The 13,326-nt window shown below is 69.3% G+C and carries 11 protein-coding genes; 8 read left to right on the top strand and 3 right to left on the bottom strand.

Annotated elements, in window-relative coordinates:
* Window positions 1-196 precede the first annotated feature (196 nt).
* The gene (locus tag BCF44_RS40395) at window positions 197-2,557 is read left to right on the top strand and encodes a hypothetical protein (protein ID WP_147328815.1); all 2,361 of its coding nucleotides are present in this window, start codon (window positions 197-199) and stop codon (window positions 2,555-2,557) included.
* Window positions 2,558-2,631: 74 nt separating this feature from the next.
* Complete coding sequence (locus BCF44_RS56025; RefSeq protein WP_170218007.1) at window positions 2,632-2,769, top strand: hypothetical protein; 138 nt, start codon at window positions 2,632-2,634, stop codon at window positions 2,767-2,769.
* 132 nt (window positions 2,770-2,901) lie between these two features.
* Here the strand turns inward: BCF44_RS56025 and BCF44_RS40390 are convergent, their stop codons facing one another.
* Window positions 2,902-3,309, bottom strand: coding sequence for a MarR family winged helix-turn-helix transcriptional regulator (locus BCF44_RS40390; protein ID WP_116179788.1), 408 nt, complete (start codon window positions 3,307-3,309; stop codon window positions 2,902-2,904).
* Window positions 3,310-3,378: 69 nt separating this feature from the next.
* On the opposite strand from BCF44_RS40390, the gene BCF44_RS40385 reads away from it, so the two are divergent.
* The gene (locus BCF44_RS40385; RefSeq protein ID WP_170218006.1) at window positions 3,379-3,870 is read left to right on the top strand and encodes a YbhB/YbcL family Raf kinase inhibitor-like protein; all 492 of its coding nucleotides are present in this window, start codon (window positions 3,379-3,381) and stop codon (window positions 3,868-3,870) included.
* A 968-nt stretch (window positions 3,871-4,838) separates the two neighbouring features.
* Here the strand turns inward: BCF44_RS40385 and BCF44_RS40380 are convergent.
* A complete protein-coding gene (locus BCF44_RS40380; protein ID WP_147328814.1) occupies window positions 4,839-5,864 on the bottom strand; it encodes an esterase/lipase family protein in 1,026 nt (341 codons plus the stop codon).
* Here BCF44_RS40380 and BCF44_RS56985 point away from each other — a divergent pair.
* The gene (locus BCF44_RS56985) at window positions 5,850-6,149 is read left to right on the top strand and encodes a hypothetical protein (RefSeq protein ID WP_211353450.1); all 300 of its coding nucleotides are present in this window, start codon (window positions 5,850-5,852) and stop codon (window positions 6,147-6,149) included. The genes BCF44_RS40380 and BCF44_RS56985 overlap by 15 nt on opposite strands.
* Window positions 6,150-6,284: 135 nt before the next feature.
* On the opposite strand, the gene BCF44_RS59010 is transcribed toward BCF44_RS56985, so the two are convergent.
* On the bottom strand, window positions 6,285-6,548 hold the full coding sequence (locus BCF44_RS59010; protein WP_342775706.1) for a hypothetical protein: 264 nt from the start codon (window positions 6,546-6,548) through the stop codon (window positions 6,285-6,287).
* On the opposite strand from BCF44_RS59010, the gene BCF44_RS40370 reads away from it, so the two are divergent.
* The 4 genes from BCF44_RS40370 to BCF44_RS40355 all read left to right on the top strand — a co-directional run bounded on the left by BCF44_RS40370 (window position 6,526) and on the right by BCF44_RS40355 (window position 13,314).
* Window positions 6,526-7,332, top strand: a complete 807-nt coding sequence (locus BCF44_RS40370; RefSeq protein ID WP_342775700.1) for an alpha/beta fold hydrolase — start codon at window positions 6,526-6,528, stop codon at window positions 7,330-7,332. The two genes, BCF44_RS59010 and BCF44_RS40370, sit on opposite strands and share 23 nt — an antisense overlap.
* A gap of 944 nt (window positions 7,333-8,276) precedes the next feature.
* Window positions 8,277-9,485, top strand: coding sequence for a macrolide family glycosyltransferase (locus BCF44_RS40365; RefSeq protein WP_116179785.1), 1,209 nt, complete (start codon window positions 8,277-8,279; stop codon window positions 9,483-9,485).
* A 120-nt stretch (window positions 9,486-9,605) separates the two neighbouring features.
* A complete protein-coding gene (locus tag BCF44_RS40360) occupies window positions 9,606-11,411 on the top strand; it encodes a YcaO-like family protein (RefSeq protein ID WP_170218005.1) in 1,806 nt (601 codons plus the stop codon).
* Window positions 11,404-13,314 (top strand): TOMM precursor leader peptide-binding protein, encoded by a 1,911-nt coding sequence (locus tag BCF44_RS40355; protein ID WP_170218004.1) that lies wholly within the window; start codon window positions 11,404-11,406, stop codon window positions 13,312-13,314. The genes BCF44_RS40360 and BCF44_RS40355 overlap by 8 nt, the downstream gene beginning before the upstream one ends.
* Window positions 13,315-13,326 lie beyond the last annotated feature (12 nt).

Here is a 13,326-nt window from a genome sequence, read left to right as displayed (position 1 = left end):
ACGGCGTGGTCGCCGCGGCGCGCCGGATTTCCGAGGTTCACGACGATCGTCGTGAACCTTTCGGTCCAGCAAGGGAATCTCCTTCGTCGCCTCTTGCCGAACCGGGGTTGTTCGGCATCGTCGAAGGTTCCTAGTATCCGCGTTCGACCCTGTCGACCACGCGCTTCCGCCGCGGCGCATTCCTCTGGAGCCTTCCATGAGACGAATGCCGCCCCGGTCCGCCATCATCGTCATCGCGACGGCGGTGACCCTGTTGACGGCGCAACCGGCCACCGCCGCACCGGATCCGACCGCCGGCCGCACGGCCCCCGCCGTCATCACCGAACTGCACCACGACACGTCACCCGTGCTGCAGACGATCAAACCCCGGCACGCCGTCGGTGGGCCGGAGGAGGACGACCGGCCGGGAACATTGCCGCACGCCGTGAGCAAGGCCCCTGACCCGGTGCGACAGTCCGCGCCGGGATCGGGGCCGAAGACGGAAGTCGGCCTCAACTTCGACGGGGTCGGGCAGGGATTCACCGGCCCGGGCGGCGTCTTCAACGTCACCAGCGAGCCGCCGGATCCGAACTCGGCCGTCGGCGCGAGCCAGGTCGTGGAGATCGTCAACAGCGCGTTCGCGGTGTTCGCCAAGACCGGCGCCGCCGAGTACGGACCGGCCACCACCAACACCCTGTTCACCGGCTTCGGCGGTCCGTGCGAGACCACCGACGACGGCGACGCGGTCGTCCGCTACGACACGCTGGCCGGCCGCTGGGTGTTGGCGCAGTTCGCCAACGTGAACAGCAAGGGGCCCTACTACGAGTGCGTCGCGGTCAGTCAGACCTCCGATGCCACCGGCGCGTACAACCGTTATTCCTTCCAGTACAATAGCTTCCCGGACTACCCGAAGCTCTCGGTGTGGCCGGACGCCTACTACGTCACCTACAACCTGTTCGACACCTCGGGCACCACCTTCCTCGGCGCCGAGAGCTGCGCGCTCAACCGAGCGGCGATGCTCGCCGGGCAGACCGCCGTCCAGCAGTGCTTCACCACCTCCAACGCCTACGGCGGAATCCTGCCGGCCGACGTCGACGGCGGCACCGCGCCACCGACCGGCGCGCCCAACGTCCAGATGGCGTTGGGCACCACCAACACCACGCTGGTGTACTGGCGGTTCCACGTCGACTGGACCACGCCGGCGAACACCACGTTCACCGGGCCGACGCCGCTGACCGTCGCCGCGTACACCCCGGCCTGCGGTACCAGCGGAACGTGCGTCCCGCAGGCGGACACCACCCAGCAACTGGACGCACTGTCGGACCGGCTGATGTACCGGCTGGCCTACCGCAACTTCGGCGACCACCAGTCACTGGTGGTCAGTCACTCGGTCGCCGCGGGCGGGTCGGTCGGCGAGCGTTGGTACGAGTTCCGGCTGGGCGCGACCGGTGATCCCACTGTGTTCCAGCAGGGCACGTACGCGCCGGACGCGACCTACCGGTGGCTGGGCTCGGCGGCGATGGACAAAGCCGGCAACCTCGCCCTCGGCTACACGGCGTCGGCGGCCGACCAACACCCGTCGATCCGGCTCACCGGGCGGATCGCCGCCGATCCGCCCGGCCAGCTGACCCAGGCCGAGACGACCACGGTGGCCGGCGACGGCTCGCAGACCAAGCACTCGCGCTGGGGCGACTACTCGAGCATGAGCGTCGACCCGGTCGACAACTGCACCTTCTGGTACACCCACGAGTACCTCCCCATCGACGGGGACTTCACCTGGCGGACCCGGGACACCTCGTTCACCCTGCCCGGCTGCACCAGCAAGACCCAGGACGACTTCTCGGTCGCGGTCAACCCGGGCTCGGCCGTCGTCACCGCCGGCAAGGCCGCCGCGACCACGGTCTCCACGGCCGTCACCTCCGGCTCCGCGCAGCAGGTCAACCTGGCCGCCACCGGCCTGCCCGCCGGCACGACGGCCTCGTTCAACCCCACTTCGGTCACGGCCGGCGGCTCGTCGACGCTGACGATCACCACCTCGACGCTGACCCCGTCGGGCAGCTTCCCGATCACCGTCGTCGGCACCGGCCCGTCGGCCACCCACGTCACCAGTTACCTGCTCACCGTCGAGTCCGGCAACGGCGGGATCAGCAACGGCGGCTTCGAGACCGCGGATCTGACGGACTGGAAGCACACCGGCACTGTCACGGTCGTCCACAGTGGAGCGCACAGCGGCGCCTATGCCGCGCAGGCCGGCGCTCCGACCCCGACCAAGGGCGACTCCACGCTGACGCAGACCTTCACCGTGCCGACCGGGTCGACCGCGCTGTCGTTCTGGTACGACGTCAACTGCCCGGACCAGCTGTACTCGGACTGGGCGACGGCGACGTTGAAGGACAACACCACCGGCGTGACCACCACACCATTGGCCAAGACCTGCACGGACGGCACCGGCTGGCAGCGCGCGGGCGCGAAGGTCGTCGCCGGGCACCGCTACACGCTGACCCTGACCAGCCACGACGACAACTACACCGGAGACGCCACCTACACCCTGTTCGACGACGTGACACTGACCAACTGAACCGGGGTCTGGCCGGGGCGTGCGCCCCGGCCAGACCCGTGCGCTGATCGGAGGCCGGCCTCGGCAGCGTCGCTGTGTTTGATTGCCACAAGCTGACCAATCGGATCGGCGCCGTGCTGGTGGACGCCGCCTTCCACGGTCGTCCCGTCGACCGGCAGGGCTGTCAGCTGCTGGACCAGGCCCACGACCTGCTGAACCAGGCCGCCCGCTAGGCCGCCTGACGGATCGTGACGGGTGGCGTCGACACCTGCCGGCGCCACCCGTGAGGGGCCCTTCGAGTGCATTTGGGTGTAGTGGGCGCGCCACGCCGTTCGCGGTAGTCCGGATGGTTCATCCGGTCCCGGTCACGGCTCGAGCTTGCGCAGGATGTCCGGGATGCGGCGGACGATCTCCTGCTCCTGGGCGTCCAGGCCGGCGATCGCGCGGGAGATGGCCGATGAGCGACGGTGGCGTTCCTCCGCCAGCAGGTGTCGGCCGGTGTCGGCGATCGTCACGACCTGCTGCCGGCGGTCCTTCTCATCCGGCGCTGTCGTGACCAAGCCCTGGTCGACGAGCAGATTGACGGTGCGAGTCATGGACTGGTGCTTGACCTGCTCCACTCGGGCCAGCTCGGCGATCGACAGCGGGCCGGTGCGGTCCAGATGGCCCAGCACCGCGGCCTGACCCGGGCGCACGGTGTCGTGTCGACGGGCGCGGCGGACGAATTCGCCCATGGCGGCGCGGAGGTCTTCGGCCAGGTCGAGGTCGCTCATTGACCAAACTATACAGCAATGCTGTACTCTCAGATCTACAGCAATGCTGTAGATATCGAAGGAGTGACGATGAGCTATGACCCCTACGCGCTCGCGTTCCCCGCGCCGGCGTTCCCGGTCACCAGCAGGGAGTTCGACGCCGGTGGCCCGCTGCCGATCTGGTCCTACCAGCCGGCCAACGAGTCGCCCGAACTGTCCTGGGGGGTGTTGCCGTCGGAAGCGAGGAGCCTGGTCGTGACGGCTTTCGACGCGGACGCCCCGATCCCGGGTGGGTTGTGGCACTGGGCGGTCAAGGACATCCCGGCGACCGCCAGCGGCCTCGCGCACAACGTCACCGGCATAGGCATGCCGCTGGCCAACGACCTGGGGCAACGGGCGTACACCGGCGTGAACCCGCCGCCGGGCACCGGAACCCACCGGCTGGTCATCTGCGTGACCGCGCTCGGGGTCGACATCCTGGACCTGCCGGAGGACGCCAGCCTGGCCATGCTGAACATCGCGATGATCCCGCACACGGTCGGCCGCGGCATCCTCGTCGGCACCAGCAAGCCCGCCGCCTAACGGCGATCCGGGGCGGTGCCAGTTGCGCCGTCCCGGACTGCCCGGTTGATCTGCCTGAGTCGCAGTGTTGTTGTTGGGGGTGGTCAGTTCAGGTCGGTGTCACCAGCCGACCGCGACCTCCGGTCACTGCGGGCTTGCGTGCGAGATGGGCGACGACTGGCCAGCGATGTCGTCGTAGGGGAAGCCGTACGCGAGGTTGTTGATGAACGCGGTAGCGGTTTGGAGACCTGTCGGGTCGGTAGTCGGGACGACTTGGTCGCTCTGCGCGTCGTCACGTGGACGTGGATATGTCTAGAGTCGTGTTGTCGGTCGGGTCAAAGTGTCCTGCGGCGCAAGGGGTTCCTGTGTCTGGAACCCCGCAGGCTGCGTCGTCATGGTGACGAGGATGGCGACCTCTTCGAAGACTGGCATGTTGCGAGTCGTTTCGATGTCGTGGCCGGAGGGTGCTGCGACACAAGGCATGCACGGCATGGTGCTGGGCGTTCACACCGAACGTGCTGGAGCAAAACTGGAGCAGGGATGCGTGTTGAACCTACATTGAACCGCGCTGTACTGCACTTGAGTGCAGTGGCCGCAACGGGTTTGGACGTGGTCCCCTCAGCTCCACAATTCGATGATGGTCCTCGACCTGATGTTTGTCCAGGTCGGGGACCATTTTTATGCCCGCAATCGATCGTCTACTGTGGATGGTGTGTGGCGTGTGAGGGGTCAAAGTGGAGGAAATCTGGAGAGTTCGTTTTCTCGGGCACCATATGGGGTCAGGAATAATCTCCAGGACCGGCAACCCAGACGGGTGATTCTGAACATTGGCCTTTGGATTCGCCGCTGACAGGTGACAGCGCCCCACCGGCGCGTCACCTTGGTCGGGTAGCCGGGAGGTGAGATCCCTCCCGGCTACCCGACCAAGGTTCCCGGCTGCCACCTGCAGCGATGACTTGCCGAGCCCCACACGGTGATCGGGTGCGCGGTCAGTCGCTGAGCCAGCGGCGGAGTTCGGCGTACACCCGGGAATGCCGTAACAGGGCGGCGTGACCGATGCCGCCGAACGTGTGCCGGTCGGCTTGCTGGGCCGGATCGGTCGCGCTCGCCGGTGTGACCAGCAGGTCGCCGAACACCCGACCCGGCCAGCTGCCCGGATCCCGGGCGAGGGTGGCGGCGACGAACAGTTGACGGCCGGGCGACGTCGTGCCCGGGTCGTGGAGAAGGCCGTGGCGCAGGTCCTTGATGCCGGCGCTGCGCAGCGTGAACAGCGTGGCGAGCGGTGCGGACTGGTGGAACGAGCCCAGCGTGCGACCGACGAACTCGGCGGTGCGTTCGACCGGGGATCCCCGATGCGGCGTGCCGAGACAGATGACCTCGCCGAGGGCAGCGACCCAGGCCGAATCGCCCGCGTCGGCGTGCCGGACGGCGCTGCGCGCCACCAATCCGCCCATCGAGTGGCCGACCAGCGAGAGCCGCTCGACTGGCACCGGCCAGTGGTCGAACACGTCGGCGAGTAGTTCCGCGAGTTCCCGTCCGTTGTCGGTGACCTGACGGCCGCTGTTGTAACGCACGTACAGCACGGACGCGCCGAGGTCCTCGGTGAGGCAGCGGCCGAAGTCGGTCCGGTCGTCGGCGTCACCGCCCTGCCACCACTCCTCGTTCTCCGCAAGACCATGGATCATCACGATCACATGTCGTGACGGATCGGGCCACCGCTCGGCGAGAGCGGTCGTCGGCAGGTCAATCCCCTTGTGCCGCAGCCGCATCGGCGTGGCGAGGGCTGCGTATCGACCGGTGAGGCTGTCGCCGATGGCCCCGTTGAGCGCCGCGCCGACGCGCCGGCCGGTCATGGTGGCCTGGAGGGGGCGGTAGTGCTGGCCGATACCGGTAGCGGTGAGCGCCAGGTCAGCTACCGCGCCGGCGATGGTGACACCGGCGTTGACGCAGCCGTAGACGAAGCCGGAGAAGTCGGGCAAGGCGGGCGGTGCGATGGCCCGATGCGTGCGGGACACCAGACCGACAACGCCGCTGGCCGCGTCGAACAGCAGCCGCACGGTCGTCGCCAGCTCGTCGGTACGTTCGTCATCGGCGGCGATCGGTTCTCACCTCCGGCCCGGGACTTCCCACTCTACCGGCTCGTGCCCGGTGCAGCCGAGATCGTCTGTGGTGGCGCGAACAATCAGTTGGCCGCGCCCGGGGTGGATGCCGTTCTGGCGGACCGGGACATCCTCTACACGCCTGACTACGTGGCCAATCCAACAAATGTTCCAGCCATGGCGCCAGCGTCGCCGACCTGATCGGCGGGGAGAAGTTCGGCGTCGTCAAGGGCATACACCTGGTCTCTGTCCGTGTCCTCAATTGTTCGGACTTCGACTCCGACTCGTCGGTCGTTGCCGGCGTCGACTGGGTCGCCGAGTTGTCATGCGTTGGCGTCATCGCGGCGTGAAGCGCCATTCCCTGCGCCGTGCCGGCGCGGTGACCTGTGGCCTGCTGCTGGCCGGGTCCCTGCTGGCGCCCGCGCAGGCCCAGGCCGACGGGGCGTCCTGCCAGGATGTGAACTCCCGGTGCAGCTGCTCAGGCTGGTGCCAGAGACCATGCACGGCAGGCTGTGCGAACCGGCGGGAGGCGCGCGCACCGTCCAGGTTGCTGGTCCCCGGTGCCACATACAGCAGCGTGTACTGGGATCCCACGCTCACGCCGGAGACCAATTCGTTCCGACTCGCGATGAACGAAGCTGAGTACGCCACTCTTGCCCTCGACCGGCTCGGCACCGGCGCCAGCTCCACGCCGCCCAGCGTGTCGCTGACCGCGGTCACCGACGCCGACGTGGTGCATCAGGTGGTCCAGGCGATCCGGCGTGGCGAGGTGGGATCGCAGTTCGACAAGGTGATTCTCGGCGGCCATTCGCTCGGCTCGGCCATCACCGTGCTGGAGGCGGGTACCTACCACGATGTGGACGGTGTGCTGATCACAGGGCTGGCGCACCACATCAATCCTCCCGGTGACCTGACCGTGTTCGGCTCGTTCGTCCCGGTCACGCTCGACCCGGCGATGGCGCAAAGGGGGCTCGACCCCGGGTACCTGACCACCCGGGCGGGCACCCGTTACCAGGCTTTCCAGGCGCCCGGGCCGGACATCCCCGAGGTGGTTGCCTACGACGAGGCCACCAAGGACGTGGTCGCGCCCGCCGAGCTGCTCGACGCCGCGGCCCTGACCACGATCCTGCCGTACACCTTGCGGATCACCGTGCCGGCACTGGTCGTCCTCGGCGGCGGGGACAGCCTCCTGTGCGGCCCGCTCGCGACCGACTGCTCCTCCTCGGCCGGCCTGCTCGCCTCCGAGGCGCCGTACTACTCGGCGGCGGCCAAGCTGCAGGCCTATGTGCTGCCCGACTGGGGCCACTCGATCAATTACGCGCCCAACGCGCCCGGCTACCATCAGGCCGTCGTGCACTGGGCCGACAGCATGGTCGGACACTGATCGTCTTTTCATCCTGAGGTGAGTTCGCGGGCTGCAGGACGTGGATGGCTTTGGCCCGGCGGCCGGCGCGGTGGGAACTGCACCGTAGTTTGTGGAGGATTGTCCTGGTCGAAGACGCTGCCACCAGCTGTGAGCTAGGGTTAGGTGCCGGTTGGTACTCGTTTGGCCGTCGGCACCTAGTGTCCGACTTGGACAGTTAGATTCCTGTCCCGCCTCGACAACTTGCCGACGAGCTACCAGCAAACTCCGGCCAGCCCCGATCGGGCTCATGGCTGGTGTGGTCGCCGGGTGCAGCGAGGCGAGCTGGCCGCGTCATCGTGAGAACGAGAGTGACGATCTCGTCGAAGATTGTGCGCATCGCGAGGCGCATCGATGCTGTGGGCGGAATACCTTGTGGTACAAGGGATGTGCGGCTGGATCCAAGGCCTTCACACTGAACGTGGGGGAGCAAAACCGAGCAGGGGTTGACCCTATGTGAAACGGGGGCAGGTTTTGGTCCAGTTTCATGTCACCCGGCCGAGGATTCTTCAGCGGCGAATTCGTAGGACGCCCGTAGGCGGGTACGGTCGGCTGGCGGTATGGGGTAGGCGGGCCCGCATTGCCACGGCTGCGGTCCGGGTGGTACTCCAGCCGTAGATCGTGATCTTGCTGGTTAGGGCCGGTATCGAGTACGGGTGCCGGTCGGCTGCCACCTGACGTTGCCGCGGTCGCGACCTCGACGCCGCCCAGCGGCAGGTGGGGTGGATTGTCGCGGTGCGCGGGAAGCTCGTCTGGCTCGACCTGCGCCGGCATCGACCCGCCGGGCTGTGGCTGCTGTGCGCGTCAGCCTCGTGGCTGAGCGCGCTGCCCAGACCCTCGACTGATGAATCGGGGCGACTGCCTGTGGGACGGTGAACCGGTCGTGCCGGCGGCCGACGTCATCGGGCGATCGCTGAGAGGATCACATGGCCCACGTGGCACTCTGCGCCATTCCGTTCGCGGGACACATCAACCCCACCCTCGGCATGGTCGCCGAGCTGGTCCGGCGTGGGCACCGGGTGAGCTTTCCGTGCACACCGGCCTATCGGCAGCGTGTCGTCGATGCCGGCGCGGAGCCGCTCGACTACGTCACGACGATGGCCGGCTCGGAACGAGCCATGGGCGCCTTCGAGAATCCGGACCGGTTCACGCAGGCCGACATGAACCGCATCACGCGCATGCTGCTGACAGAGGCCGTGAACGTGCTGCCGCAGTGGTCCGCCCGCTACCACGACGACCGTCCTGATCTCGTCGTCTACGACGCGCCCTCCTGCTGGGCGGGCCGCATGCTGGCCCACAGGTGGCGCGTGCCGGCGGTGCGCAGCCACGTCACGTTCGCCGCCAACGGGAAGTGGTCGCTGGCCGACGGTTACGCCGACTTCGATCCCGCCGATCCGGAGTTCGCGTCGACGATCGCCGGGCTCGGCCGGCTGCTGGGCCGGCTCGGCATCGATCGCGGCGGCGGCGAGTTCCTCACCGGCGACGACGGCACGCCGGCCGTCGTCCACCTGCCGCGCTCCTTCCAGTTCGCCGGCGACACGTTCGGGCCGCAGGTCTGCTTCGCCGGCCCGAGCGCCGCGCACCGGCCCGGCGGGGAGCCGTGGCGGCCGGTGCGGCCCGGCGGCCCGCTGGCGTTCGTCTCGCTCGGAACCGTCTACAACAGACACGTCGCCTTCTTCCGGTCCTGTGTGGACGCCCTCGCCGACGAATCGTGGCGGCTGGTCATCGCCCTGGGCGGCGGCCTCAAGCCCGACGAGCTCGGCCCCTGTCCGCCGTCGGTCGAGGTACACCAATTCGTGCGGCAGCGCGACGTGCTGGCCCACGCCGACGTGTTCGTGCACCACGGCGGCATGGGCGGCGTGCTGGACGGCCTGGAATTCGGCGTTCCCCAGGTGGTGGTGCCGAGGATGGCCGAACACCGCGCGACAGCGGACCGGATCTCCGAGCTCCGCCTTGGCGTGCACGTCTCGGCCGGCGACTGCGACGCCGGCGCCATCGGCCGTGCGGTCCGGCAGGTGATCGCTGATCCCGGCACTCGCGCTGCCCTGGCCGCGATGCGCCGGGACGTCTCGGTCGCCGGCGGCGCGGTCGCCGCAGCGGACCTCGTGGAGAGCGCTTTCCCGGCCCGGCGGTGAGTCCGAATTTCAGTCCGGCGACTGATGAACCGCCCGCGCTGCTCCTGACAAGGTGCGTTGTGTTGCCCCAATCCGCAGACAACCGCCGGAGTGACGCCCATGTCCAGCTCCATCGCAGCCATGCGCCCACGACTGAAGGCCGGGGTGTTCTTCGCGCCCAACACGAACGGGGACGGCGCGGTGGTGAGCAGCGGTGGCGAGGTGGTCTCGCTGCGTGGCGCGGCGACCTATGTCTGGCTGGAGAAGCTGGCACCGCGGCTGACCGGTGACCACACGCTTGAGCAGTTGACGGCGGCGCTGCCACCGGTGAAGGCGGACATGGTGCGACGCTTGGTGGTGGCGCTGCACGACGCGAAGCTGTTACGAGACGCGGCGGCGGACGAGCCGCACACGCTGTCGGCCGACGAGCTGCGGGCCTACGCCGCCGAGATCGGCTTCATCGAGGCGTACGTCGACTCGCCGGAGAGCCGGTTCGAGCGGTTCCGGACGGCGAGAGTGCTGGCCGTGGGCGCGGGTCCCGTGCTGGCGGCGGCGGTGGAAGCCGGCGAGCGAGCCGGGATGCGGGACATCACAGTCGCGGAATCCGTGTCGGCGAGCATGATCGACGACGTCGACGTGGTGCTGTACGCCAGCGGAGATCCCGTCGTGGCGGACATTCTCGATCTCGACGAGTGGTGCGCGGAGCGGGCCACGGTGTTCGTGCCGGCGGTGGTCGTCGGCGACGAGGCCTGGGTCGGCCCGGTCTGCGGACCGCACCGCTGGACCAGCGTGTGGCATCGGCTGCCGAACCGCGACACGTCCCGGCGGACCGAATACCTCACCGGACCGGTGCCGGGGATCGTGGCCAGCCACGCCGTTTTCGCCTGCTTCGAGCACCTGACCGGCGTGACGGCCGAGTCCCGCGCGGGCACGGTCGTGCGCATCGACCTGGAGACGCTGCGGACCAGCCGGCACCGTGCGGCCGAACATGCGGCGGCCTGGACCGTGAAGCCGGCGGCCGCCGAGGATCTGCTGGCGCGTATCACGGAACTCGCCGGCGGCCCGACGCTCGACGACGACGTGCTGGACGAGCGCGTGCCCCTGCTCACCGACGAGGTGCTCGGCATCCTGAGCCCGCCCGACGAGCGCGATCTCACGCAGTTCCCGTTGCGGGTGCTGGAAAGTAACGGTGTGCACGGGGTGGGCGCGGACAGCGCGTCCGCCCGGGCCGCCGCGGTGTTCAGCGCGGTGGCCGAGTACGCGGCGAGTGTGGTGGACGCGCGGCGACTGCTGGACGACGAGGGCTGGCCGCTGTCGGACATCGGCCCTCGGTGGCTGGACGAGCCTCCGGCGCAGGCCTGGACCCTAGGAATGTCCCTTGTGGACGGCGGGGTCGAGCTGGTGCCGTCCTCGCTTGTGTTCAATGCCGGCCGGACCGGTCTGGCGGCCGGCCGGGACTGGTCGACGGCGCTGACGGAAGCGCTGCTCTCACATTGCCTGCACCGTACGGTCACCGCGATCTCTGCTGTCGGGGAGCCGTTCCCCGGTGTCGCACTGCCGGCCTCCCACCACCTCGACCTGCTCGTCGCGGCCGGCCGCACGGTCACCGTATACGACGTGACCGACGATTCCGGCGTGCCGACGTTCGCGTTCTGCCTGGACGGCAGGACGGTCGCCTATCGCAACCACCTCGACCCGGCCAGCGCGGTCGAGGACGGCCTGATGCAAACCCTGCTGGCGCACCAGATGACGCCGCCGCCGGTGCCGGATCTGCCTGCCCGGCGACGCTCGAACTCCACCGGACGCGTCGCTCGCGCCGTAGCGCCGCAGTCCGCGCTCGTCGATGCGTTGCGGGACAACGGACCGGTCGTCGTGCCGCTCGACCACGACCCGGCGGTGGCCGAGCTGCTGCCCTACGTGCTTCGAGTGGTGTTGCTCAATGCGTGACGAACTGATCGTCCTGACCGGCGCCGGAGGCATCCTGCACGACCGCGTCCGGGCCGCCCTGAGCCGGGACTTCGCGGTCGTTGACGACCCGGCGCAACTGCGCGGCGCGTCGGCGGCGGTGTCGGTGGACGGCGACGCGGACGCGGACCTGTGCAAAGCCTGCGCTGACACCGGGACGCGGTTGATCCCCGTGCGAACCGAACACCGGAAGGTGATCATCGGACCGGTTACCACCGGGACCGACACCGGTTGCCCGACGTGCGCCGCGTACCGCCGCCGGCTCGCGGACCCGCACGCCGCCGAGCGGGAAGCGCTGCGGCGGCACGGCGACGTGTCGGCGCCAGCGGTGTGCACGTCGATGGCCGCGGACGTGGCCGCCGGGCTCGTCCTCGACGAAGTGGTGCGCGGCCGGGCCGATCGGACGTTCCGGCGGCTCGATCTGACGGACCTCGGCGTCAGCAGGCATCGCTTCCTGCCGGACCCGGCCTGCCCCGACTGCGGCGGGCTGCCGGCCGACGTCGCCGAACCGATCGTGCTGCGGTCCCGGCCGAAGCCGTCGCCGGACGTGCACCGGGTGCGCGAGCTGTCCACCATGGACAACGAGCTGATCGACATGTACGTCGACGACGCGGCCGGTGTCGTGCGGCCGTTGCTGCTACAGCGGGACGCCCCGCTCGTGCGGGTGGTGGCGCCGGTCAGCTCGCTGCGCGGAACCCAGTCGCAGAACGGTTGGGGCCGCACGAACGACGTGCCCAGCGCCCGGCTCACGGCGGTGCTGGAAGCCCTGGAGCGGGCCGGCGGCGAGAAGCCCGGCGGCCGGCGCACGGTCGTGCACGGCTCGTACCGCGAGCTGGCCGACCGCGCGCTGGACCCGAGGACGCTCGGCCTGTATCCGGACGACCGTTACGGTAGCCCGGATTTCCGGTTCCTGCGCTACGACGAGGATCTGGACTGCTCATGGGTGTGGGGACACTCGTTCGGCCGGGACGAACCCGTGCTGGTGCCCGAGCGGCACGCGTACTACGCGCTGCACTCGCCGGAGGATCCCCGCTTCGTGTACGAGATCTCCAACGGCTGCGCCATGGGCGGCTGTCTGGAGGAGGCGATCCTCTACGGCCTGCTGGAGGTCGCGGAGCGGGACGCGTTCCTGATGACCTGGCACGCCCGGATGCCGGTGCCCCGGGTGGACCCGTTCTCCGCCGCGGACCGGACCATCCCGCTGATGGTCGAACACCTGCGGCGCCGATTCGGCTACGACATCCTGCTCTTCTGCACCACCCTGGAACAGGGTGTCCCGAGCTTCTGGGGAATGGCCGTGGACCGCACCCCGGGCCCCGACCGGCCCCGGGTGCTGTGCGCGGGCGGGTCGGCGATCCGGCCGGAGAAGGCGGTGCTCAATCTGCTGCACGAGCTGGCCCATCTGCTCCAGCTCGTGGACACCTATGACGGGTCGGCGCGGGAGCGGGCACGTCGGATGGTCGACGACCCGCACGAGGTCAAGATCATGGACGACCACTCGCTGCTGTACTGCCACGAGGCCGCCTTCGACCGATTCGATTTCCTGCTGGCGCCGCGGCGGACCCACAGCTTCGCCGACCTGGCCGACCGGTGGCGCTGGCCCCGGCACCACGACCTCCGCGACGACGTGCGGGAGATGATCCGCCGCTATCGGGACTCCGGCTTGGACGTGGTGGTCGTCGACCAGACCACGGCGGACCACCGCGCCGGCGGCTTCGCCTGCGTCAAGGTCATCGTGCCGGGCACGCTGCCGATGACCTTCGGGCACGCCAACCGGCGACTGGACGACCTGCCCCGGCTGCTCACCGTGCCGCACCGGCTCGGCTACCGCGACCGGGAGCTGACCGTCGCCGACCTCAACCCCCACCCGCACCCCTTTCCCTGAGCAGGCCGGACG

It is taken from the genome of Kutzneria buriramensis, assembly GCF_003387475.1.
Lineage (GTDB): Bacteria > Actinomycetota > Actinomycetes > Mycobacteriales > Pseudonocardiaceae > Kutzneria > Kutzneria buriramensis.
Note: the sequence above shows the minus strand (reverse complement) of the source record. Positions and strands in the feature narration are given on the sequence as shown.